The organism is Enterococcus sp. DIV0691 (assembly GCF_051711145.1).
Classification (GTDB): Bacteria; Bacillota; Bacilli; order Lactobacillales; family Enterococcaceae; genus Enterococcus_B; species Enterococcus_B hirae.
Genome location: NZ_JBIOLY010000001.1, coordinates 2,453,920 through 2,478,617 on the forward strand (window position 1 = coordinate 2,453,920; position 24,698 = coordinate 2,478,617).

At 38.0% G+C, this 24,698-nt stretch carries 16 protein-coding genes, 1 pseudogene and 1 other annotated feature; of the genes and pseudogenes, 3 read left to right on the plus strand and 14 right to left on the minus strand.

Annotated features, from left to right (window positions below):
* Positions 1-48 precede the first annotated feature (48 nt).
* The 4 genes from IGJ11_RS11280 to IGJ11_RS11295 form a co-directional block, all read right to left on the minus strand.
* Positions 49-3,243: a DEAD/DEAH box helicase gene (locus IGJ11_RS11280; protein WP_178287205.1), complete on the minus strand. Its 3,195-nt coding sequence runs from the start codon at positions 3,241-3,243 to the stop codon at positions 49-51.
* A gap of 15 nt (positions 3,244-3,258) precedes the next feature.
* Complete coding sequence (locus tag IGJ11_RS11285; RefSeq protein ID WP_207431567.1) at positions 3,259-6,393, minus strand: AAA family ATPase; 3,135 nt, start codon at positions 6,391-6,393, stop codon at positions 3,259-3,261.
* A complete protein-coding gene (locus IGJ11_RS11290; RefSeq protein ID WP_207431566.1) occupies positions 6,393-7,520 on the minus strand; it encodes an exonuclease SbcCD subunit D in 1,128 nt (375 codons plus the stop codon). Before IGJ11_RS11290 ends, IGJ11_RS11285 begins: the two co-directional genes overlap by 1 nt.
* Positions 7,521-7,720: 200 nt before the next feature.
* On the minus strand, positions 7,721-8,347 hold the full coding sequence (locus tag IGJ11_RS11295) for a lysophospholipid acyltransferase family protein (RefSeq protein ID WP_010720870.1): 627 nt from the start codon (positions 8,345-8,347) through the stop codon (positions 7,721-7,723).
* Between the two features lie 128 nt (positions 8,348-8,475).
* Here IGJ11_RS11295 and IGJ11_RS11300 point away from each other — a divergent pair, with 128 nt between their 5' ends.
* From IGJ11_RS11300 to IGJ11_RS11310, 3 genes and pseudogenes are all read left to right on the plus strand, one after another.
* Positions 8,476-9,210 (plus strand): tRNA1(Val) (adenine(37)-N6)-methyltransferase, encoded by a 735-nt coding sequence (locus IGJ11_RS11300; RefSeq protein WP_010720871.1) that lies wholly within the window; start codon positions 8,476-8,478, stop codon positions 9,208-9,210.
* Positions 9,200-9,481, plus strand: coding sequence for a GIY-YIG nuclease family protein (locus IGJ11_RS11305; protein ID WP_053766274.1), 282 nt, complete (start codon positions 9,200-9,202; stop codon positions 9,479-9,481). The genes IGJ11_RS11300 and IGJ11_RS11305 overlap by 11 nt, the downstream gene beginning before the upstream one ends.
* A 227-nt stretch (positions 9,482-9,708) precedes the next feature.
* Positions 9,709-9,816: pseudogene (locus IGJ11_RS11310) on the plus strand (transposase); the annotation flags it as partial.
* 113 nt (positions 9,817-9,929) lie between these two features.
* Here the strand turns inward: IGJ11_RS11310 and IGJ11_RS11315 are convergent.
* The 10 genes from IGJ11_RS11315 to prmA form a co-directional block, all read right to left on the minus strand.
* The gene (locus IGJ11_RS11315; RefSeq protein WP_010720873.1) at positions 9,930-11,876 is read right to left on the minus strand and encodes an acyltransferase family protein; all 1,947 of its coding nucleotides are present in this window, start codon (positions 11,874-11,876) and stop codon (positions 9,930-9,932) included.
* A gap of 442 nt (positions 11,877-12,318) precedes the next feature.
* Positions 12,319-13,194, minus strand: coding sequence for a YitT family protein (locus IGJ11_RS11320; protein WP_010720874.1), 876 nt, complete (start codon positions 13,192-13,194; stop codon positions 12,319-12,321).
* Between the two features lie 448 nt (positions 13,195-13,642).
* Positions 13,643-15,409, minus strand: coding sequence for an aspartate--tRNA ligase (aspS, locus tag IGJ11_RS11325; protein WP_178287199.1), 1,767 nt, complete (start codon positions 15,407-15,409; stop codon positions 13,643-13,645).
* Positions 15,410-15,423: 14 nt separating this feature from the next.
* Positions 15,424-16,716, minus strand: coding sequence for a histidine--tRNA ligase (hisS, locus tag IGJ11_RS11330; protein ID WP_010720876.1), 1,293 nt, complete (start codon positions 16,714-16,716; stop codon positions 15,424-15,426).
* Between the two features lie 55 nt (positions 16,717-16,771).
* Positions 16,772-16,981: a binding site (T-box leader), on the minus strand.
* Positions 16,982-17,170: 189 nt separating this feature from the next.
* A complete protein-coding gene (locus IGJ11_RS11335) occupies positions 17,171-18,118 on the minus strand; it encodes an aldo/keto reductase (protein WP_010737088.1) in 948 nt (315 codons plus the stop codon).
* Between the two features lie 426 nt (positions 18,119-18,544).
* Complete coding sequence (locus IGJ11_RS11340; protein ID WP_207431565.1) at positions 18,545-19,804, minus strand: cytochrome P450; 1,260 nt, start codon at positions 19,802-19,804, stop codon at positions 18,545-18,547.
* A gap of 307 nt (positions 19,805-20,111) precedes the next feature.
* The gene (gene dtd, locus IGJ11_RS11345) at positions 20,112-20,558 is read right to left on the minus strand and encodes a D-aminoacyl-tRNA deacylase (RefSeq protein ID WP_034699948.1); all 447 of its coding nucleotides are present in this window, start codon (positions 20,556-20,558) and stop codon (positions 20,112-20,114) included.
* A gap of 11 nt (positions 20,559-20,569) precedes the next feature.
* Positions 20,570-22,783: a RelA/SpoT family protein gene (locus IGJ11_RS11350; protein ID WP_010720880.1), complete on the minus strand. Its 2,214-nt coding sequence runs from the start codon at positions 22,781-22,783 to the stop codon at positions 20,570-20,572.
* A gap of 206 nt (positions 22,784-22,989) precedes the next feature.
* Positions 22,990-23,742, minus strand: a complete 753-nt coding sequence (locus IGJ11_RS11355; RefSeq protein ID WP_088775327.1) for a 16S rRNA (uracil(1498)-N(3))-methyltransferase — start codon at positions 23,740-23,742, stop codon at positions 22,990-22,992.
* A complete protein-coding gene (gene prmA, locus IGJ11_RS11360) occupies positions 23,743-24,690 on the minus strand; it encodes a 50S ribosomal protein L11 methyltransferase (RefSeq protein ID WP_010720882.1) in 948 nt (315 codons plus the stop codon). It lies immediately after the preceding gene.
* Positions 24,691-24,698: the final 8 nt, after the last annotated feature.

Genomic DNA, 24,698 nt, shown 5'->3' on the forward strand with positions numbered 1-24,698 from the left:
TTTTTATTATTGAGTCTTAAGATTTAATCATTTTTTGTTTCAAAATTTTTAGTCTTCCAGGTCTCCGACACTCAGAATCATCCGGATATCATCTTCCGTTAATTTGGTTAATTGGTCTTCATTTCCTTGGATGACTTTTTGGAATAACTCTCTTTTTTCTTGTTGTAACGAATCCATCCGCTCTTCAATCGTTCCTTCTGCAATCATGCGCCAAACTTCGACCACATTTTTTTGTCCGATACGGTGCGCACGTCCTGCCGCTTGTTCTTCAATGGCTGGGTTCCACCATAAATCATACAGAATTACCGTGTCTGCTCCCGTTAAGTTGAGTCCGGTTCCGCCAGCTTTCAATGAAATCAAAAAGACATCTCGTTCTCCTTCATTGAATGCATCTACCATCGTTAAACGATCTTGCGGTTTGGTGCTTCCTCTTAAGTAAAAAGTAGAAATTCCTAATTCTGCTAGTTCTTCTTGTAAGATGGTCAACATACCTGTAAATTGAGAAAACAACAGAACCCGCCGATTGTTTTCTTTGGCTGCGACCAGTAGATCTTTGACTTGTTCTAGCTTTCCTGAGCCACCTTCATAATCCTCCAAGAATAATCTTGGATCACAGCAAATTTGGCGTAATCGTGTCAAACCAGCTAGAATACCGATGCGATTCTTTTTAAAAGCTTCTGAGTCCATAGTAGAAATCTCTTCTCGCATCTGACGTAAATAAGCCAAGTACACGGTTTTTTGCTCTTCTGTCAATGCAGAATAAAGATTCATCTCGGTTTTTTCTGGTAGATCGCTTAACACGGTTTGCTTATCCCTTCGTAACACAAACGGACGAATCATTCGGGCAATTTCTTCAGGTGCCAGCTCTCTAAAGCGGGTCTTATTCGGGAAAAATCCCGGCATAATCGTTGCAAAGAGCGACCATAGTTCTTCCAAATTATTCTCAATTGGCGTCCCGCTTAAGGCAAAACGTTGCGGTACGCTTAATTCTCGTAGCGCTTGAGCTGTTTTGGTACTACTATTTTTAACCATCTGAGCCTCATCAAGGATCAAATAATTAATCGCATGTTTTTGATAATCTGCTAAATCTTGTCTTAAACTAGCATAAGAAGTGACTCTGATATCTGCCTTACGAGCTAATAGTTCTTCTCGTTCCTTTTTATTCCCGTTGATTACTTGGATGCTCAAAGAAGGAGCAAATTTTTTCACTTCTGCTTGCCAGTTATAGATCAAACTAGCAGGAGCGACGATCAAAGCAGAGAGTTCGCCTTTTTCTTCTTTTTCTGAAAGCAAATAGGCAATTGTCTGAAGGGTTTTTCCTAGACCCATTTCATCTGCTAAAATTCCGCCAAACTGGTAATTTCCCAGCATTTTCAACCATCGAAATCCTTGTTTTTGGTAATCACGCAATTCAGCTTGTAGACCTGCTGGCAAGGATACTTGATATTGTTCAGGTTGTATTAGATCTTGGATCATTTTTTGATAGGAGTCACCAAAAGTTGCTGAACTTCCTGCTAACTTATCTTGAATGATCAATCCTTGGTTTTTAGGCACATGGATCGTTCCAGATTCTGAACGGATCGATTCACGGAATTGTTGCAAGATTTGACTTGTTTGCTGAAACTCTTCGGAATCAAAGGACAATACTTGCCCATTTTCTAACGTATAGAAAGCATCATTTCGCAACAAACTTTGTAAGACCTGATTGATTTCTTGTTCCTCAATCCCAGTCACATCAAAACGAATATCTAACCATGAACTGGTTTCTTCCACTTCGATCTTCGGTTGATGTCGATGTGCATCTAAATACAATTCCCGAAGTTTTTTCCCAAGGCGGACCTCACCAAACTGACGAAAAACGGCTAACTCCGTACGGAAAAAAGTATACAACTCTTCTCCTGTTGGCAATAAACGTTCATAGCCTGTATCATTTCGTTGGTAGCGATACATTTTGAACAAGTCTAATACACGTTGTTCTTGGGCTTTGTCTCTTAACACTTCAGAAGCATTTTCAGCAATAACTTCATGTTTTTTATCTGTTGAAAAAACGACTTCATCATAGACAAAATCAACACGAGCCTGGATCTTGCCTTTCGATTTTCTAAAGAAGAAAATAAATTCCACTGGCACGTCAGCAACTTCTGCTTTCACTTCATCCGCTATGCTCACTTGACCAATTTCAGATAGCAATGGAATGATTTCTTTGAATAATGAGGATAGTTCTTGCTTAAGAAACAATACTTCTGGTTTCTCAAATCTTCTCATAAGCTGTTTCCAAGTTAAATAGACTGCTTGTTGACGTTTTGTTAATGAATAAAAAGTTCCTTGGATCATTCCCCATTGATAATGAGTAAAGAACAACTCAAAGTCATTCAGTGCGCTTAATTGATAGGCCTCTTCTTTTTTTGTTACTTCAAATTCTAAGGAAGGCTCATTATCAGAAAATCGAACCCCTTGATAATTCACTTCTCCGATCTTCATTTGGAGTTTTGTCGTTTGGTTCATCTGTTCTAACAATGTTTTTGCTTGTTCGATCGGTAATAACAAATAACGTTTATCTAATTTCCCTTTGACTTGTAGGCCGTTTGCACCTAAAAGAAGTTGCGTTTGGGCACACTCAGCTAACGTTTTTAAGATTACTTGATCTTCTCCTTGAAAAGCTCGTTGATCTAGATGGAACTGGTATTGTTTATTCACAGTGTAGCGTTCATTTTCCATATAGGAATGTAAAAAATCAAAAATGTTTTTAACGATATACGTTTTCTTTGGCTGATCTAAATAGCCAATCCGCAAATAAACGGCTAAAATAGCTAATTCCGGATGATAGTGATTGGTCTCAATCGTTTCTACTTGATATTCCACAATCAATGGTTGCGTCCGTGGTGAATTTTTTTTGACAGTTAGTCTTGAAAAACCTTTCGTTAAAATTTCACCTTCGCTACTTTTTTTGACTGGTTCTAACGCAGGTTGATCTGCCTTGATTATTCGTGAAAGATTCTTAGAGCGCAAGTACAGTTCGACTGCCACTGTATGCTTACAATAATGATGTTCTTCCCAATAAGGGCATTGGCAGAAATCGACTTCTTTGGCTGTCCCATCTAAATCGACCATATACAATTCACTGCCTAAGACTTCCGCATGCCAAACTTTTTCTTCTTGGTCAGGGACAACCGATAATACCCGTCCTTCTTGCAGATATTGACGTCCTCTTGCAATGACTTTTTCTGGAATGCTCCATTTCATCAGTTAATCCCCCTCTTATCCAAGATGATAGCGTACTTTACTTTGTCCGCTACCTTCTGTTTCGATTCTGATTTGTTGTACTACTCGTTCTTTTAATTCTCTCACATGGCTGATGATCCCGATCATACGACCTTCACTTTCAATTGTTTCTAATGCTTCAATCGCCATTTCAAGTGCTTCTTCATCTAACGATCCAAATCCTTCATCAATGAATAACGCTTCGATCAACACACCACCGGCTTGTGTCTGGATCACTTCAGCTAAAGCCAACGCTAAGGATAAAGCTGCAATAAAACTTTCGCCACCAGATAGCGTATGAGCCCCACGTGTCAGACCTGCTTCATCATCATAGATATTGATCTCCAACCCAGTTTTCCCACGGTAACTTCCCACTTCATCTGCAAGCTCAAATTGGTAACGATTTTTCGTCAGACGTTGCAATCGCACATTTGCCACTTGTAGTACTTCTTGTAAATACACTTGTAGTACGTATCTTTCCAAACTGGTTTTTCTAGGGTTTTCCCCATTCATCGTTTGCGATAATTGTTGTAGTTGGATCAATTCATCTAATTGTTCTTGACTCGCTTGATAAATCGAAAAAAATTCTTCGATGATTTGCTGATTCTGCTGTTCTTGCTCTTGCAAGTGATAACAATGTTCCTGTTGTGTTTGAACCGCAGCTTTTAGCTCATCTAGTTGTTGCTCCAATTGTTCTAAATCAGGAAGTGTTTCAGCTAAAGCAACATAGTTCAACTGGCTTAAGCGGTCTTCAACGATTAATCGTTCTTTCTCATATTCGTTGACCAGTTGACTCTTCTCTTGGTATTCAACTGTTTGTTTAGCAAATGCCAATACCGCATCTGCTTCTTTAAAGTAAGCTTGCTCTTTTATTTTTGCTGAAATTTCCTCTTGGATACGCTGAATTTTATTTTCAATTTTTGCCTGTTGTTCATGAATATTAGCCATTTGCGCTTTTAACAAACTGATTTCTTGAGAAAAATGAAGTTCTTTTGTTTTTTCTTCTGCTAACCATTGGGCTTTCATCGCAACATTTTCTTCTAATTGGTTGACATCCTCAATCAAAGTCTGAGTATTTTGTCCTTCTAACTGTTTCGTCAAGGTAACAAGCTCCCCTTGTACTTGTTGGAGCTCTTCTTTGTTTTGGCTGATTTGTTCGGTGATCTTCTTTCGCTGATCTTCGATAAGACTTAAACGTTCAGTTAGTGTTTGAGTAGCGATTTTTGCCTGTGTGATGGCCTCTGCACGCGAATCCAAATCATGCTGGATTTTTTCTAAGGATACAAGAGGATCATCTGCTATGGCAAATTTAAACGATTGCTGGATCAAATGTTGTAATCGTTCTTTGCTTTTTTGGATCTCTACTTGTTTTTCTGTTCCGAAGTTTTCCAAGTCAGCTATTTTTTGTTCTATTTGTGCTTTTTCTGCTTCACTACGCCCTATTTCTTGATTGATTTGTTCAAGGTTTGTTTCTGCCTCGGCTAAATTTGCTTCCAGTTGGACAAATTCTTCTTGATTAGGCAATACATGCTCATTTTGTTGTTTAGGATGCTCCGTTGACCCACAAACTGGACAAGGTTGCCCTGGTAATAATAGCAATTGCAACTTCGCAATTTGTTGGCTTGCCCATTGACTCTTTAAAAGATCAACTTGATTATTTTGTTTGCTTAACATTACTTGTTGAGCTTGGAGTTTTGTGATCAGTTCGGACAACTTGGTTTGATTCATCTTTAACTGTTCTGTATTCTGGTGATTTTCTGTAAGGATAGTTTGGTACTTTTCTTGCTCATGCCGAAGTTGTTCGTAACACAATTGATCACTGTGCAAGCGATCTTGGTCAAGCAGCAGTTCTGCTAGTCTTTGTTCTTCTTCTTTTAACTGGACTTGTTCTTGAAGAATTTTTTGTTCTTTTTCTTCTGCTTTTTTCTTAGCCTTTTGTAATTCTTCACTTTCATTTTGCTTTTTTTGCCATTCTTCCGCAATTGGGATCAATGACTTCATGACTTGTAATCGATTCGCTGCATGTTCCATTTCTTGTTGGGCATTTTTTCGTTCAGGTTCATCTTTACGCCACTGTGCATACGCTTGTTCTTGTTGCACGAATGTTTCAGAACAAGTCTGTTCTTTATCAATCAGTTCTGCTTGTTCTTTCTGGTATTCTTGACTTCGTGTCAACGTATCGACCAGTCGTTCAGCAAATTCATAATGAGTGATCCATTGTTTTATTTCATTGATTTCACTTTCTTGCTGGATCAATTCTGCATATTTTTGCTCTAATTTTTGCTTTTCTTCCTGACGTGTTTGCAATGTTTGCGAATGATAATAGGTATCTTCTAATTGCTTTTGTTGTTCTTGTAAATGAACCAGTTTATTTTTTTCTTGGAGAAGTCTTTCTTGTAATGTTGTTTGCTCTGCCTGCCAATAAGTGAATAACGCATCAAAACTTAAGGTTTCAGGAACCGTTCCTGTGTCCAAAGGGATAAACCGTTTTTGCAGCAAACTCAATTCTTGCTCAAGATGATCTAATTTTTTTTGATGTTCTTTGGCTTTTTCTTTCAATTGTTCATTAAGTTGTTGGAAAAATTGCGTGCCAAACAAATTACGTAAGACAATTTCTTTCTCACTACTTGATGAAATTAAAAAATTACGAAATTCTCCTTGAGGTAGTAAAACGATCTGAGAAAACTGTTTCGCATCCAGATTCATTAATTCTTTGATTAATTGATCCACTTCACTACGTTTCGTGTATTGGCGCATTTCTTTGCCCGCTTCATCAAAGATCGTCAAAGAAACTTTTGCTGCTTGCTTTCGATTGCCTTCACCTTTACGTTTGGCCAAGAGTTGTTCTGGCTTACGTTCAATCTCATAATTCAGCCGCTGATGCTCAAATGAAAAAAAGACACACGTTTCTTCTTCAGGCGTAGCAAAAAGAGACCGCATTTCTTTACCAGTCCTGATTCTGCCAGAAGTTTCACCAAACAATGCATAAGTCATTCCATCAAAAAGAGTCGTTTTTCCTGCACCTGTTTTTCCAGTAATCAAAAATAGTGGTGCTTCGGTCAATTTCGCAAAATCAATTGTCTCGTCAATAAAAGGACCAAAATTTTTTAGTCGTAATTTCTTGGGTTTCATTACTGATCATTCCTGTCCGTGAGTTCTTGTAGCGTTTCTTTTAACCAGATTTCCTGCTTGTTCGTCAACTGTTCCTTGGTCATTTCTTTGAAAAAGCCTTGTGCGATCTTATGTGGATCCTTTGTCATCATCTTTTTTTGTTTTCCCTGTTTCAGTTCTACTCGACCGTTTGAACGTTCCACACCAAGTATCCGTGGATAGATTTTTCTTAATTGATTCATCATGTTAGGGATAATCGTTCGATCTTCCAAATAAATTTGGAGATAATTTTCACGATTGATCGTCTGATAAAAATCTGGATTCAACAGCTCTTTAAAACTTGCTGTTATTTCTTCAATATCATATAACGGGGTCAGTTCTCGAAAATCCAAAGAGACGTCCTCTTCTAAATCTACGATCCAAACACCTTTTTTTTGATTGATTTCTGACAATGAAAATTTTAAAGGCGACCCACTGTAATGGGCATTTTTTTGATTCAATGCTGCTTGATTGTGGAGGTGTCCTAATGCGACATAATCAAATGGTTCAAGTAAATCTCCTGGAACAGCATCTAATCCGCCTACTTCAATTTTGGTTTCTGAATCTGATTTCATACTCCCGGTCACAAAAAAGTGACTCACTAACACTTGTTTTTTTGTTGAGTCAAACTGCGTTTTCATTTTCTCAATGACTTTTTCCATTGCTTGTTGAATGGTGCGTATTTGCTCATCTTCAAAATATATCCTCGCTGAGATTGGTTCAAAATAAGGCAAAAGGAAAAATTGCGTATCCTTGAATATGATTGGTTGAAAGGCTTCTGGCAATCTAGTTTGTAAATAATAATCGGACTGACTGAACCAAGGTGTTCCTGTCGAAAGACGAATACCGCTATCATGATTTCCGGATATCGCAAAAATCGGAAATCCTTCCCGTAGATTCCATTCGACCATCAATTGATTGAACACTTCAATGGCATCCACTGACGGAACACTTCGATCATAAAGATCTCCCGCAATCACGATTGCATCAACATTTTCTTCTTTTGCAATTGCTAAGATCTGGGTTAAAACATGCTCTTGTTCCTTGATTCGATCGTATCCTTGTAGTTTTTTTCCAATATGCCAATCAGCTGTATGTAAAAAACGCATCTCATCACCTCAAAAAATGTCCTTCTAATTATTATAACACTTCCCCTCATTACATGATACCTAGGATCATTACGGACTAAAACAAATAGGCAATGAAAAAAAGTTGCTGATTCCGTATAAACATAGATAATCCCATGCTTAGAAAGAACCGCAACTTTTATCATTACCTTGCGCTTTGATTTTTATTGAAAAAGAATCATTTACTTTTTATTTTTGATTTCATATTTAAAGTCAGGATTGACTTCTTTGTCTAGTTGATCGAAAGCGGCTTGTGTTCTACGTTCGATTTCTGCCATTCCTTCTTTGTCTGTTTTTTTGATATCAGACAAATCGATTGGTTCACCAAAACGCACAACCACCCGTTTTCGCTTGAATAAGTCACCCAAAGTCAATGGTCCTTGGTAGACAGCAGGAACGATTTTTGCTTTTGACATTTTAGAAATCAATGCCATTCCGCCTTTTAATTCCGTTGCATGTCTTGTTCCACTTGGGAACATAATCAAACCTAAATGAGTAGATTTTAAAATTTTAACTGGCGTTTTGATGACACTAGGTCCTGGATTTTCTCTTTTTACTGGAAACGCATGGGCATGTGTCAAAATAAAGCGTAATACTGGATTTTTGAATAATTCTTCTTTTGCCATAAAGCTAAATTCTTTAGGCGAAGCTGCTACAGCAAGATATAAAGGATCCCACCAAGTTCGATGTGGCGCTACCAAAATATAATTCTCATCTTGTGGTAAAACTTCTTTATTTTCATATCGGGCATTGCCGTTGATCACTGCTAAGATCACTCGGACTAGCCCTCTCATAAATCGATAGAACATAGTCTCTTCCTTTCTAGGTGTATGGTCATAGTATGCCTAAATTTAGGAAACTTTACAAGGTACCTTGGTTCTTTTTTATAAAAATAGTATAATACAATCACTTAGTTTTTTCATTTTGGAGGGAACCCATGCTTCACGAAGATGAACGGATCGATCAATTATATGCAAATGATATTAAAATCATTCAAAGTCCTCACGTTTTTTCTTTTTCACTAGATGCTGTTTTGCTTGCTCATTTTGCACGTGTACCGAAAAAAGGACAAATCGTTGACCTCTGTGCAGGGAATGGTGCAGTCGGTCTTTTTTTGAGCAAACGAACGAATGCGTTGATTGATGGAATCGAAATTCAACCACGTTTAGCGGATATGGCAAGACGTAGTATCCAATTAAACGAGCTAACACACCAAATGACCATCCATACGCTTGATTTAAAAGAAAGTTTATCCGTTGTTCGTCATAATTCATGTGATTTAGTCGTCTGTAATCCCCCTTATTTTAAGGGATTACCAACCAATAAAAAAAATCCGAATGAGCATTTAGCGATTGCTCGACATGAAATCCATACTACTCTTGAAGATGTGATCCAAATTTCTAGTAAATTATTAAAAACCAATGGACGCTTTGCAATGGTCCATCGCCCAGACCGATTTTTAGAAATTATTCAGTTACTAGAAAAACACCGTATCGCCCCTAAAAAAATTCAATTCGTTTATCCAAAAATGGGGAAAGAGGCAAATATTTTGTTGATCGAAGGAATCAAAGAAGGCAAATTAGATGGCTTTAAAGTTGCTTCACCGTTGATCACATACATGCCTGATGGTAGCTATACAAATGAAATCCGAGAAATTCTTTATGGCCAGTGAGCATTATTTTTATGTCTTAGCTTGTAAAGATGGCACGTTTTACGGTGGCTATACGACGGATCTTTCAAGAAGATTAGCAGAACACAATCATGGGACAGGAGCTAAATATACCCGATTACAAAAAAGGCGACCCGTCAAAATGATCCATGCTGAGGTGTTTGCAACTAGGAGTGACGCAACAAAAGCCGAAGCAGCCTTTAAAAAACTCACGCGCACTCAAAAAGAACGGTATTTAAAGACACAGCCCTCTCACATGTTGCCAGAACAATAATTTGGGTCAATATTACTGGGGCTGAATCGACCTTTTAAGGGAATGTACGAGAACTAAACAAAAACACAAAAATTAGTTTTTTGGCTGTTGATTGTTACCTACTTCAAACAATTGAAAAGACATCTTGAGATCCTTTCAAATGAGTTCTGCACTCATTGTTAGAGGAAAATCGGCTCTATAATTTATGGGGCTGATGATGTATCGAGGTTGCTTACGAAAGCTTCCAGAAGAATCCCCATATAAAGACAATCAAACGTGTAGCTTACGGATTTAAATCATTTGAGAACATGAATATTAGGATCTTTTTGAGCAATCAATTAATTAACGTTAAATAACAAAAAATACGGGTCAGAATGAGGTTCATTCTGACCCGTATTTGATTTTATACCACTTATCAGTCCTTATTGACAAAGAGCCGGAAAATCAAGATGTCTTATCTCTTATTCAACTATTCCGTACTACCATTTCCATTAGCAGAACTAGCTACACTACCACTATTAGTATTCGTATCATTTTGGGTTGATTCACTTGAAACAGTTTTCTTCGTTTTATCTTTCCCTAATAAAGTTTCACTTACTAAATGGATATAGTGTTTCATTCCTTCTGGATTTGGATGTACTTGGTCATCATAAAACCAATCATTGTGGCTATTACTATAATCATACCAGTCGATCAATGTAAGATTATCGTATTTTTTAGCCATTTGTGCTAACAAGGCATTCACATCGTTTTGCCAACGTTTTGTAGGAACGCGGACATTTACCCAGTAAACTTTACGATCTCCTAAGGCACTCATGATGCTATCAAATTGCGATTCAGAAAAGGCTCCATTTGTTCCTAAGCCAATCAAAACCGTATCTTTCAATAAGTTTTGTTTTTTCAGTTCTTCAATATATGGCTCACTCGCATATAATTGTCGACCAACGTCTCCATCAACAACAACTTTAGGATATAACTCCTTCAAATCAGTCGCTGCATCTAACATGACTGAGTCCCCAAATGCTGTCAATTCTAATTTCTGCGCTTTCTTTCCTTGTTTAGCTGTTAGTCCATATTTGTCAAGAACTGCTTGATCAACGGTGTTGGAATTATTATCTTCATTTTTCTGGCTTTCCTCCGCCAATCTTTTACTTTCAGCAATTTGTGCTTGTAATTTTTTTTGATCCGCAGTCACTGAATTCTTAGGTGCTGTAACAAAACCAACAAGAGCGATCAACACCATCAATGTTCCTGGAATGACCCAAGGTTTTTGCTTGCTGATAATCGGCTTAGTGAACCAGCCTTTGACTACTTGAATCGTTTGTCCATAATCGAATCGTGCCAAAGGACGTTCAATGTAGCGATAAGAAAGTTCGCTAATGATCAGGATCAATGAAATCTCGATCAATGTATGAAGCAAAACATGATCCGCAATATTCGCAACTTTTGCTTCATAAAAAATCATGACTGGAAATTGATACAGATAGATGCCGTAACTTCGTTTACCGATCCAAGAAAACACGGGATTGGTTAACCATTTGTTCACACTTGCGCCTGGATGCGCTGTTACCGCAACTAAAACGACACAGAAGAGACTAACTAACAGCATGCCCCCATAATAGACAAAACTATAATGATCATCTAACAAGAAAAAGAAGAGGATCAATGCAATCAGTGAAATCAATCCGGCTAGATTCAACACCCGTTTTGCTTGCTTCGGAATATTTTTTTTCAATCGGGTACTTGGCCAGACAAAAGCCAAAGCACTTCCTAACCAAATTGAAAACAATCGCGTATCTGTTCCATAATATACTCGAGTTGGATCGCCGCCTGGCGTAAACAGGATCATCATGAGGATCGCAGAAATAAGTGATCCTCCTAAGACTGTATAAACGATCCACTTCTTTTTACGTACAAAAACCATTAACAAAACAAAAAGAATGGGCCAAACTAAGTAGTTTTGACCTTCCACCGCCAATGACCAAATATGGGTAAACGGTGATTCATTGGCAAATCGATCAAAATAAGACAAACCATTTTTTATTTGCCACCAGTTGTTGACATACAATAAACTACTAACGACTGTTCCTCGTAAGTTATTCAATAACCCTCGTTGAAATAACGTAATATAAGCAGATGCAGTGATTAGTAAAAATACTAATCCTGGATATAACCTTTTCATTCGTCGGACATAAAACTGCCAAATATTGATTTTGCCATTTTGTTCCCATTCTTGCCGTAATAAATCAGTGATCAAATAGCCTGATACAACAAAAAATATCGGGACGCCCAAATAACCACCCTTCAAACTTGTAGGGAGCAAATGGTACAAAATCACTCCTACTACTGCCAAAGAACGAATACCGTCAAAACCAGTAATGTAGCGACTATTTTTTAACCTTTTTTGTTTTTCCATTCAATATTCCAACTTTTCATAAACTTTTTTCATTTGTAATATACGTGTATTGTACAAAAATAGCAAGAAAAATTCATGTGATTTTCGCTATCATTTCTATCTTCCCATAAAACTTTGAAAAAAAGAATAACTTTTTCCGCAACTTTAATAAAAATTCAACTATGAACAACATATAACTAAAAATAACCTTGAAGTTTCAGTAAGATTACATCTAACTGAAAGAATCACTTTACTAAGATCGTTACGACAAATTTAGCAAAATGAAGGGTGAAAATCTCAAAACAGGATAAACTGTTTGAAGATTCTCACCCTCCAGATACAAATCAAGCTACACAATGCCCAACTTTATCAAACGATTTGTAGAATAAAGTTGTTTCCAGCCACACTGATCGATTCATTTATTTGGATATGTCACTTTTTCTGTCAATAAGTTGCACTTGCACTAAACGCCCTCTTCATAAAACCGACCAAGAATTTGGACATTTTCGGCGATACTGACAAACGCTTGTGGATCAGAAGCTTTCATCGCTTCTCTTAACAAAGGCAACTCATAGCGTGTAACGATCGTCATCAACACCGTTTGTTTATCGTGCTTGTAAGCTCCTTCTGCCTCATTGATGATCGTGATTCCACGACGCATACAGTTTTGGATTTCATTGACTACTCGTTCGGGATGCTTCGTTACGATCATCACTTGCATTTTCTTTTGTTTCGTATACATCACGTCGGTTACTTTCCCACTGACAAAGATCGAAAGTGCGCTATAAAACATGTATTGCCAGCCAAAAAGGATACCAGCTACGAAAACGATCAATGCATTGAAGTAAATCGAAATTGAACCAATCGATTTTCCTGTCTTTTTACGAATAGTGATACTGACGATATCCAAACCACCTGAGGATAAGCCATTTCTTAAGGCTAACCCGATCCCTAACCCCATCACAGCTCCCCCAAAAATCGCGCAGATGATTGGATCAGTTGAAAGAACCGTTAGAGGAAGGATATGGATACAAAGTGACGTCAATGTCACGGTGATAAATGTAAAAATCGTAAACTTCTTACCGATCTTCACCCAAGCAAGAACAAATAAAGGAATATTCAATAAGTATAAAGTCGTTGAGACGGGTACTTCGAATCCAATCAACGATTTAGATAAAGTAGTCAGTATTTGTGCCAAGCCAGTGATTCCGCTTGAATAAATATGTCCTGGTTGATAAAAAAAGTTTAGTGCTACTGATGCAATCAATGCATAAACGATAGATACCGAAAGCTTGGTCGTATAATCATGATGCGCCCAATTTTCGAAAGTTTTTTTCATTGCTTTGTATTTCCGGTTACGATCTCGTAATTTTCATATGAATTCGTATGAAGAGACAATCATTGGCTGGAAGTCAATTTCTCTCTTTTCCCGGAATTTCCTTTCTTAATTTTAATTTGGATAGTGAGTAAAGATACGTAGTATATAATGAAAGAACGAACGATTACGTTCAGTGACTACTCTATAATGATCCATCATTACACTAACCAAAAAGAAGGATTCATTCTTCGCCTATCGCATCACTAAACGTAGCATCCATTGAAAATATGGGTTAAAACTCAACTGACATTATACGCTATGGCTTAATTATAAATCGTTTTGGAATTAAATCAAGACAACATAAACAAGTACGAGAGTCTTTTTACACCTAGTCCAGACTCCCGTACTTATTATTTATAAAACGATCAATGGAATTGAGTTACTAGTCTTTTGTTCAATACGAATAAACTTAGTCCATGCTGGTTACATCAATATTCAAGTCAAATAATTGGGCATCTGATACCGTACTTGGTGCATCACTCATGACATCTGCTGCTCTACCATTTTTAGGGAAAGCAATAACTTCACGAATGTTTTCTTCACCAGCAAGTAACATCACAAAACGGTCCAAGCCAAGAGCAATACCGCCATGTGGTGGGAACCCATAATCCAATGCAGTTAATAGGAAACCAAATTGTTCCTCCATTTGTTCCTTCGTAAAGCCTAAAGTTTCTAAGACTTTTTCTTGGATTTCACGAGTATGGATCCGGATTGAGCCACCGCCTAGCTCATAGCCATTCAATACGATATCATATGCTTCTGCATAGACACTAGCTGGATCTGTACTCAAGCGTTCAAGATCTTCTTCTTTTGGCATCGTAAATGGATGATGAGCGGATACGTAGCGTCCTTCTTCTGCAGAATATTCAAATTGTGGCCATTCTGTGATCCACAAGAAATTGAATTTTGATTCATCAATTAAGCCTAATTCTTTTCCTAAGCGTGTACGGATTGCACCTAGTGTTGCAGCTACGATTTCTTTTGTATCCGCACCAAATAATAAAATGTCTCCAACTTCAGCGTTTGTCGCTTGAACGATTGCTTCTGTTGCATCTCCCATAAATTTAGCGATTGGACCTTTCAAGCCGTCCTCTTCTACTTTTAGCCAAGCTAATCCCTTCGCACCAAATTGGCTAGCGTATTGCCCAAGATTGTCTAAATCTTTACGAGAGTAGTTGCTTGAAGCATTTTTAGCATTTAAAACTTTGACGACGCCACCTTTTTCAAGAGCCATTTGGAAGACTTTGAAATCAACATCTTTGACGATTTCACTTAAGTCGGTCAACTCCATCTCAAAACGTGTATCTGGTTTATCACTACCGTAGCGATTCATTGCTTCGTCATACGTCATGCGAGGAAACGGTAAAGTAACGTCGATTCCACGAACATCTTTCATCACTTTCGCAATCAAGCCTTCGGTATAATCTTGGATTTCTTCTGCCGTCAAGAATGTCGTTTCAATATCTACTTGAGTAAATTCTGGCTGACGATCACCACGAAGATCTTCGTCACGGAAACAACGAACGATTTGGTAGTAACGATCAAACCCTGCGTTCATCAATAATTGTTTAAACAACTGAGGTGATTGAGGTAAAGCATAAAAGTGCCCTGGGTAAACACGCGAAGGAACAAGATAGTCACGAGCCCCTTCTGGCGTTGATTTTCCTAAATAAGGTGTTTCGATATCCATGAAATCATTATCATCTAAATAATGACGGATTGCTTTCGTTGTTTCATTTCTCATTTTGATATTTTTCGTCATTTTTGGACGACGCAAATCTAAATAACGATATTTCATACGGATCTCGTCTCCGACTGTTTGATCGTCTTCAATCAAAAACGGTGGTGTTTTTGCTTTGTTCAAGATAACAATTTCGTTTGCGAATACTTCATATTCACCAGTGACCATTTTAGGGTTGATGGCTAGCTCCTCACGTTTACGAACCACACCAGTGATTTCAATCACGTATTCACTCCGACATTTATCCGCGATTTCCCATGCTTCTTTATTGACTTCAGGATTGAAAACGATTTGGACGATTCCTTCTCGGTCACGTAAATCAATAAAGATTACTCCCCCTAGGTCTCTTCGCTTTTGTACCCACCCTTTTAATGTAACAGTTTGATCTAGTTCTTTTGCTGAAATCAAACCGCAATAAGTTGTTCTTTGTGCCATTTTTCTTTTTCCTCCTACTCGAATAAAGTCATTTCATCATAGACTTCATCAAAATGTTCATAAACTTCTGTTAAACTAAAGCTTTTTTCTTTTCTATTAGCCATTGATTTGACTGTGACCGTTTGGTTTTCCAGCTCATCTCCGCCAATAACTAACACTAACTTAGCATTCGCTTTATCAGCCGTTTTGAATTGTGCTTTTGCTTTACGATCCATAAAATCACGATCAGCTGAAAACCCAAAATTGCGGATCGTTTGCACCAGTTTCAATGCTTCGATATTCGTTTCTTCGCCTAAAGCCACGACATAAGCATCTAATTCATTAAATGCCGGAATCACGACTTCTTCTGCTTCCATTGTTAACAGCAAGCGTTCGATCCCCATCGCAAAACCAAAACCCGGTGTTTGAGGTCCGCCTAGTTCTTCAACCAGATTATCGTAACGTCCACCTGCACAAATCGTCGCTTGTGCGCCCATCTTTGGTGCATCACTCATAATCTCAAAGATTGTATGTGTATAGTAATCCAACCCTCGAACCATCGTGCTATCGATTTCGTAAGGTATATTAAGTGCATCCAACATAGCAACGACCATATCAAAATGTTTTTGTGCTGTTTCGCTTAAGAAATCTAAAATCGATGGTGCATCAGCAACAAACTTTTGATCACGTTTGTCTTTACTATCTAACACCCGCAACGGATTCTCATGCAAACGACGTTGTGAATCTTCACTCAACTCTTTTTCAAATGGTGAAAGATAGTCGATCAATGCTTGACGATATGCTTGACGCGTTTCTTTATCTCCTAGCGAGTTGATCACTAATCGAATTTGAGTGATTCCTAATTGTTTGAAGAAATCAAGGGCCATAACCATGCTTTCTACGTCAGTTGCTGGATTGTCAGAACCAAAAGCTTCTACTCCGATTTGATGGAATTGACGTAAACGACCTTTTTGAGGGCGTTCATAACGAAACATTGGTCCCATATAAAATGTTTTATAAGGTTTTGCATATTCTGGTCCAAATAATTTATGTTCCACAAAAGAACGAACGATCGGTGCTGTTCCTTCTGGACGTAAAGTGATGTGGCGTTCCCCTTTGTCATAGAAATCATACATTTCTTTTGACACGATATCCGTTGTATCCCCTACACTTCGAGAAATGACTTCATAGTGTTCAAAAATAGGCGTGCGGATTTCATTGTATTGATAATCTCTAAACAATAAACGCGCTGTTTCTTCCACGAACTGCCATTTTTCTGACTCACCAGGTAAAATATCATTTGTTCCTTTTGGTCTTTGGAAACTCATTTTTTTCTCCCCTTTACTTTTCTATGTAAAAAAAAATCCACCCTTATTCATTACGAACAAGGGTGAATGACTAATTCATACACGGTACCACCTATTTTTGAAAGATTGCTCTTTCCTCTAACGATTAACGCTCGTACACGGGACGGCTTTTCACTCGTCCATCTCCAGAGTGTCTTTTAGAACCTAAAACTTTAGATCATTTTCAGCCTTGATGATCCTCTCTTGTAAAGCTTCAGAAACTTACTCGCTCTTTCATTGATATTTTCAATATTACCTATAACCTACTAAAAACAAGGCGTAAAGTCAAGAAAAATCTGTAAATCAACTGAGAATTAATAAGGTGCTAACCGACTAACTGAATGAAACATCTCCTTAATTACTAGCATCCTTCATTCCAGCACACGCTCATTTTTTCAGAGCTAACTTCTTCTGTCACGACCTTCTCTGTATTTTTCTAAAAATCTTTAAAGAGTTGATCAATGGTATGGTAATCAGTGGACGATAAATGAATATCTAATGCACGAGCATTATCTCTAACTTGTTCCGGTTTTTTCGCTCCAGGTATCACGACAGAAATCCGTGGATTTTTCATATACCAAGCTAAAACGAGTTGAGCAATACTAGCTTGATTGTTTTTCGCAATCGGTGCAAGTTGTTCGACAGCCTGAATGATTTTTTCAAACCTCTCTCCTTGAAAATCCGGATTCTTCTTACGAGGGTCATCTGGAGCCATACTTTGAAGACTATTTAAATGATATTTCCCCGTTAACAAGCCGGAAGCAAGTGGAAAATAAGGGACAAAACTAATGTTATGTTGTTCAAGATAAGGCCAACGTTCTTTTTCAGCTTCACGATGGATCAAACTAAATTTATCTTCAACAACATCAACATAGCCATCTTGATTTGCTTCTTTCAGTTGAGTCATTGAAAAATTAGAGACTCCGATTGCACGGATCTTCCCTGCTTCTTTTAGTTTGTGCAACGCAGCGACTGCTTCATTTTTTGGCGTTTCTTTATCTGGAAAATGGATATAAAAAATATCAATATAATCAGTTTGTAAACGTCGGAGTGCTTCTTCTACAGAACGGGTCAAAAATTCTGGTGAATTATTGAATACCCCTTTTTGTCCAGGAACATGGGCAGCTTTAGTGGCAATGATCACCCGTGAACGATCAAATTCATTTTCTTGCAAGACTTCACCGATCAGTTCTTCTGAACGTCCATTTCCATAAGCATAAGCAGTATCAATTAAATTGATGCCGTTTTGCAAAGCGGTTCGTACAACTTCTTTCCCAGTTTCATCTTTTAAGTTAGCAAAAAGATTATGACCGCCGATCGCATTCGCTCCTAAGCCAAGTTGTTCAGCATAAACTTGTGAATGTCCAATTCTTATTTCTGCCATTCGCAATTCCTCCTTTTTTCTTTAGTCTAAAACAAAAAGAAAAAATGCTAAACTAAAAGAACTTTTGAAAAAAGAGGTTGTGAAAAGAGCGTTTTGACCTGAGCGTTAAGGAGGGAAATCTCGAAATAGCTTCTCATGTTTTGAGATTTTTTGACTTATCGCCGAAGGTCAGCTCTTTGAACACCGTGAATCAGAGGTTGTGAAAGCAACGGGAAGCTCCGATGATAATAAGAAAGAATTTTTTAAAACAGCTTCTCATGTTTTGAAAAATTCAGGCTTATTTCAAGGAGCTGTTACTTGAACACCGTTTACTTGTTTTAGAATAAAAAATAAAGCGCCCCCCAAAAGTTAGTTTTTTTAGTCTAACTTTTTTTGGGGGGCGCTACAGAATGAGATTTATATTTCAGACTTTTTATTTTCTACGCACTATTCTTTATATAAGAGTACACGACTATTAGGATAAGTTGGAAATTGATTACTAGGGATCGTCCAATCTTGTTCAGGTACTGAAAATTCATAATGGTTGACTAATTGGTCAGAAAAGACCCGTAAACTGTGTAAAGTGATCCATTCTCCTGCACAGCGATGCATTTGTCGAAAGTCTCCTCCACCTTGAGCAATCATCTCATATTCCTCTTCGTAAGAAAGATCTTTTGCTTTCCCTAAATAACGTTTGATCATGAATGAATCTGGCGCATCGATTGTACGCTCATCATGATTCGTCCCGTATAGATCCAAAATAACCCAACTATCTTTAGGAATAAGATAGCCGTCAACTGACACATCTTTTAAAGCAATGGCTGGCAACATTGGGAAAAATGGATAGTAACGACGCATTTCCTGAATAAACGGATCTTGAAGTTCTGTAAAGTCATTTTTTAACTGCTGTTTTAAGTCTGGTCGACTGAATAAAGCATGTCCCATCAAAGCTGCCCAGACTGTCAATGCTACAGTTGGTCGAATAATATTGAGCAATTCCACCGCAGCCACTTCGATTGGCAACAAATTACCATCAAGATCAGTTGCTTGGGCAAAAGCATATAAAGCGACATCTTCTTTACCTGGAACAGGGTTTGCTCGTGCATCCTCGATCAACCTTTGAGCCCATTGTTCAGATTTTTTACGATTTTCAACCCCTTTGATATGATCGATTGGCGACGTAAATGTCCCACTGATCATAGAAATTTGGTAATCAGCGAACTGATTGATTTCTTCATCGGTCAATTCTGCTAAGTTGATTCCTGACCATTCACAAATCGAAGTAAATAGTACTTGTTTACTTAAATCAAATAATTCAAATTGTCCATGTTGTTCGTTTAACGCTTGAGACAAATTTTTTTCTAAAATTTGATGGTACGTATCCATTCTTTCCGGTGTCATCAAATCCATAAAAATCGATTTGCGATGATGGTGTTGGGCACCGTCTAGTGTTTGAACACCATTTTTCCCAAACAACGTTTTTAATACTAATTTAGGCATTGCTCCTTTTCGTTTGAAATTCCTTGGATCATAAAAAATTTGAGCGGCTTCTTTTCCATAGATCACAATCGCTTCTTTATTGAAGATTTTTGCTTTCACTACTGGCGCATTTGCCTCTTTACGTAATTCCTCTAACAAGTGATAACCTTGCTCATATCGTTTTTTAATCTCGGTTATCTTTATATCGACTACTGGTACCTCTTTCATCTTTTATCTCCTCCAATAGAACACTTCATCTATTATTAGCTTATCTTTTTTTTAGATAGCTGACAAAAAAAGTGTTCTAAAACCAAAAAGACCAAATGGACTCGATTTTAGAACTATTTCTCCTCTAAAATCACTCTTTTTTCCTTAAAAAATAGGTTCCCCCATCTGTATGACACTTTTCGAGTAGGCACACAAAAAAACGATCACTCAAAGATTCATCGCTTGTGCGAATCTCTGAGGATCGGTTAAAGAAATTGACGAGTCCTGCTCATCTTATTTCAATCAATTATGAATATACTAGCATCTCTTATTTATTTTGAGAATCAATAATGATAGTAACCGGACCGTCATTGATCAAAGATACTGCCATGTCAGCTCCAAATTGGCCGGTTGCTACGGTAATCCCTCTATTTCTAATCCCTTCATTAAAAGCCTCGTATAGTGGAATAGCTGTTTCGGGACGAGCTGCTGAGATGAAACTTGGACGATTTCCTTTTTTAGTATCTGCAAACAGCGTAAATTGGGACACACTCAAAATTTGTCCTTCGACATCTTCTACACTACGGTTCATTTTTCCTTGTTCATCTTCAAAAATACGCATTTGTGCAATTTTTTTTACTAAATAATCAACATCATCTTGCGTATCTTTTTCATGAATACCTAGTAAAATAACCAGCCCTTGATCGATCTTCCCAACTTCTTGTTGATCGATCGTCACTGAAGCTTTACTTACTCGCTGGACAACAGCTCTCACGTGTTTTCCTCCTAACCATTGGTTCGTCGCACGCTATACACATCTGGTACAGCTTTGATTTTATCCACGATGCTCTTTAGGTGAGCAAGATTTTGGATCCCTACTGTTAAATGGATCGTTGCCATTTTGTCTTTGTTGGTTCTCGCTTCCACGCTGTTTAAGTTTTTAGTCATGGTATTTACCGTTTGTAAGACATCATTTAACATGCCGGAACGATTATAACCATAAATTTCCAGATCAGCATCATATTCTTTTCTGGTATTCGAGGTATCTTCCCATTCAACTTCGATCAGGCGTTCGGCCACATTCGGCTTGTCTACTTGGACATTCGGACAGTCTCTTCGGTGAATTGAGATTCCTCTTCCTTTAGTGATATAACCCACGATATCATCTCCAGGGATCGGGTTACAGCAACGACTGATCCGAATCAACAAGTTATCGACACCTTGAATCACGACACCACCTTCATGGCGAACCTTCATTTTTTCCGGTTCTTTTTTCGGTTGGTTCATGATTTCTTCAGCTTCTTGTTTTTGTTGCTCGATCTTTTGTTCTTTTCTTTCTTTTTCAGTCAAACGGTTCGCCATCGTCAATGCACTGACTTCACCATAACCCACAGCTGCATACATATCATCTTCCGTTTGATAATTCAGCTTTTCTAAAGCATCTTGCAGCTTACTTTTTGCTAAAATTTCTTTTGGTGCAAAGCCTAGATCGATAATACATTTTGTGATTGCTTCATGTCCTTTGATGATATTTTCTTCTCTGTCTTGCGCTTTGAAGAAACGTTTGATTTTATTGCGAGCTTTACTCGTAGCAACTAATTTCAACCAATCTCGACTTGGACCAAACGAATTAGGTGAAGTCAAAATCTCAATAATGTCTCCATTTTTCAACTTATAATCTAATTGAACCATTTTGCCGTTGATTTTGGCACCCGTTGTTTTATTTCCAATGTCTGTATGGATACTATAAGCAAAATCTAAAGGTCCAGAACCCTTTGGCAGTTCTGTCACGTCCCCTTTAGGAGTGAAAACATAGACCTTATCACTAAAGATATCTCCTTTGACACCTTCCATAAATTCTGAAGCATCATAACTTTCATCTTGCAGTTCAATGATTTCGTGGAACCAGCTTAATTGTTTCGTGATACCATCTGGTTCGACCTTATCATTTTTACCTTCTTTGTATGCCCAATGTGCAGCCACCCCGAACTCGGCGATTTCGTGCATTTCTTGAGTTCGTATCTGGATCTCTACCGGATTTCCAGCTGGTCCAATGACTGTTGTATGCAAGGATTGATACATATTTGCTTTAGGCATAGCAATATAATCTTTAAACCGCCCTGGCATTGGTTTCCATTTGGTATGGATTGCTCCTAAAACAGCATAACAATCCTTGATAGAGTCAACGATTACCCGTATTGCAAGTAAATCATAGATTTCATTGAATTGTTTCTTTTGGTCTTTCATTTTCCGATAAATAGAATAAATGTGTTTAGGACGTCCATAGATTTCTGCATAGATATCTAGTTCTTCTGTTGCTAGACGAATATCTTCGACTGTGGCGTTGACATATTTTTCTCGTTCTTCTCGTTTCGTTTGCATCAAATGCACGATTCGATAATATTGTTTAGGATTGAGATAGCGAAGTGCGGTATCTTCTAATTCCCATTTGATTCGACTGATCCCCAAGCGATGAGCTAATGGTGCATAAATTTCTAAAGTTTCTTGGGCGATTCGACGTTGTTTATCTTCACGAAGATGTTTTAGCGTACGCATGTTATGTAGTCGATCAGCTAATTTCACCATAATTACACGTAAATCTTGCGCCATAGCTAATAACATCTTTCGATGATTTTCTGCTAATTGTTCTTCATGTGATTTGTATTTGATTTTCCCTAGTTTCGTTACACCGTCAACTAACATTGCAACGTCTGGACCAAATTCTTCTTTCAAATCATCCAAAGTAACGTCGGTGTCTTCTACAACATCATGCAAAAAACCAGTTGCAACAGTATGGGGGTCCATTCTTAAATCAGCTAAGATCCCAGCAACTTGGATAGGATGGATAATGTATGGTTCGCCTGATTTACGAAACTGGCCATCGTGAGCAGCCGTTGCATAATCGCAAGCTTTTTGAACAAATGCTACATGATCAGGTCCCATGTATTGGCTAACCAATTTAATCACTCCAGGACCTGTCAATAATTCTTCTTTTGGCATGGAACATCCCCCTTTCAAAGGTTACGAACAACAGCTGTTGCTCCGAATAATATTAAAAACCATTCTTCTTTTGTATAACATAACTAGAAACAAACTCATGCACACCATTCATTTGATGTCATCCGTTGTTTACAATAAAATAATTGTTTTTATTATACAGATTGTTCGGAATTTTTTCAATTTTTCCTGATTTTATTCAGTTATTATCAGTGAGTGAGCTCCCACTGATAACTTGCCGCACTTAAAAGATAAAGAGGTGCCGTCTCCGTACGTAAAATCCGCGGTCCTAATCCACATAAGATTCCACCTTTTTCAACAAAGGCTTCAACTTCTTCAGGAGCAAGACCTCCTTCAGGACCAAAAACGGCTAAAATCCGACTACCATCAGTGAGTTCTTGGAATACCTTAGCTAAATTGGCTAGTTCTCCTTGTTTTGCTGACTCTTCATAAGCAATCAACAACACATCATAAGCAGATAGTCGATCAAAAAGAGCTTGCTGACTTTCCAATAATTCCACTTGGGGCGCAATCTGTCTATGAGATTGTTCAGCTGCTTCTTGAGCAATTTTGTTCAAACGTTCTTGACGTTTGTTTCTTTTTTTCGCATCCCATTTTACAATAGATGTTTTAGCTGGAAAGCCAATAAATCCATGCGCACCTAATTCTGTTCCTTTTTGAACGATCCAGTCTAGTTTATCCCCTTTTGGATAACCACTGGCAATCGTGATGTTATTGGGTAATTCCTTTTGGCTTTTTTCTTTTTCAAGCTCGCTCAAATAAACGGTATCTTCACTGATTTCTGTGATCTCCGCACGAATCGATACTTGATCGTTGAATGCTAAATAGACTTGATCTTTTGGCGCCATGCGCATGACCCGTACGATATGATGAAATGCCTCTCCCGAAAGTTCGAAGCGTGTATTTGGTTGATACGCCTCTTCTAAAAAGTAACGTTGCATTTATTCCACCTCAGGCTTTTTCAAGATAATTGCATACCAATCTTTTTGTTGGAAAATTTGATCAACGACAAAACCCTGTTCTTTCATGGCGTCAATGACCATTTGTTTTTTTTCTTCAATGATACCAGATACGATCAGGCGCCCCGTTTGTTTTAATAAGCGCCAAGCATCAGGGATCATCAACAAAATAATATCTGCTAAGATGTTCGCCACGATAACATCACTTTCGATTGTGATGCCGTTCAATAAATCATTAGCAGCTACGTGAACATCTTTGGCTACTTCATTCATATCCATATTTTCTTTCGCTGCACGAACAGCCACTTCATCCAGATCATAGGCATAAACATCTTTGGCTCCTAAGTATTTTGCTGCGATACTTAAGACGCCAGAACCAGTTCCTACATCTAAAAGTGTTTCTCCGCCACGCAATACCGTTTCTAATGCTTGCAATGTTAAAGAGGTAGTTGGATGTGTCCCTGTTCCAAATGCCATTCCAGGATCTAATGTAATGATCTTTTCTAATGGATCACTTGTTTGATACGCTTCCCAACTAGGCACGATTGTTAACATTCTGGTGATCCGTACTGGGTGATAATACTTTTTCCAAGCAGTTGCCCAGTTGCTTTCTTCCACTTCACTAACGGTGATGATATTTTTACCGATCGCCAAGCCAAATTCTGGGAGTTGAGCTACACGGTCTTTGATAAAAGGCAAAATCTCTGGTAAAAAAATCGTTTCAGGGAAATAAGCCATCACCAATGCGCCTTCTGTTAATGAAGTAAAATCTTCTTTATTCAAGATTTCCCCATATTGATCAGACTTGAAATTTTCAACGTCTAAAGCATCTTCAATCGCAACACCGCTTGCTCCTGCTTCCATTAGTATATTAGCCACAGCTTCCACTGCTTCACTGGCGGTTTCAACTTTTACTTCATTCCATTTCATGACATTCA

Bases quoted from the DNA above. Each gene is read 5' to 3' on its own strand.
- IGJ11_RS11340 (WP_207431565.1), bottom strand. From the start codon at position 19,804: ATGAAAGAGGTACCAGTAGTCGATATAAAGATAACCGAGATTAAAAAA.
- IGJ11_RS11315 (WP_010720873.1), bottom strand. From the start codon at position 11,876: ATGGAAAAACAAAAAAGGTTAAAAAATAGTCGCTACATTACTGGTTTT.
- prmA (WP_010720882.1), bottom strand. From the start codon at position 24,690: ATGAAATGGAATGAAGTAAAAGTTGAAACCGCCAGTGAAGCAGTGGAA.
- IGJ11_RS11285 (WP_207431567.1), bottom strand. From the start codon at position 6,393: ATGAAACCCAAGAAATTACGACTAAAAAATTTTGGTCCTTTTATTGAC.
- IGJ11_RS11320 (WP_010720874.1), bottom strand. From the start codon at position 13,194: ATGAAAAAAACTTTCGAAAATTGGGCGCATCATGATTATACGACCAAG.
- IGJ11_RS11300 (WP_010720871.1), top strand. From the start codon at position 8,476: ATGCTTCACGAAGATGAACGGATCGATCAATTATATGCAAATGATATT.
- IGJ11_RS11335 (WP_010737088.1), bottom strand. From the start codon at position 18,118: ATGGCAGAAATAAGAATTGGACATTCACAAGTTTATGCTGAACAACTT.
- hisS (WP_010720876.1), bottom strand. From the start codon at position 16,716: ATGAGTTTCCAAAGACCAAAAGGAACAAATGATATTTTACCTGGTGAG.
- IGJ11_RS11295 (WP_010720870.1), bottom strand. From the start codon at position 8,347: ATGTTCTATCGATTTATGAGAGGGCTAGTCCGAGTGATCTTAGCAGTG.
- IGJ11_RS11305 (WP_053766274.1), top strand. From the start codon at position 9,200: ATGGCCAGTGAGCATTATTTTTATGTCTTAGCTTGTAAAGATGGCACG.
- IGJ11_RS11350 (WP_010720880.1), bottom strand. From the start codon at position 22,783: ATGCCAAAAGAAGAATTATTGACAGGTCCTGGAGTGATTAAATTGGTT.
- IGJ11_RS11355 (WP_088775327.1), bottom strand. From the start codon at position 23,742: ATGCAACGTTACTTTTTAGAAGAGGCGTATCAACCAAATACACGCTTC.
- aspS (WP_178287199.1), bottom strand. From the start codon at position 15,409: ATGGCACAAAGAACAACTTATTGCGGTTTGATTTCAGCAAAAGAACTA.
- IGJ11_RS11290 (WP_207431566.1), bottom strand. From the start codon at position 7,520: ATGCGTTTTTTACATACAGCTGATTGGCATATTGGAAAAAAACTACAA.
- IGJ11_RS11280 (WP_178287205.1), bottom strand. From the start codon at position 3,243: ATGAAATGGAGCATTCCAGAAAAAGTCATTGCAAGAGGACGTCAATAT.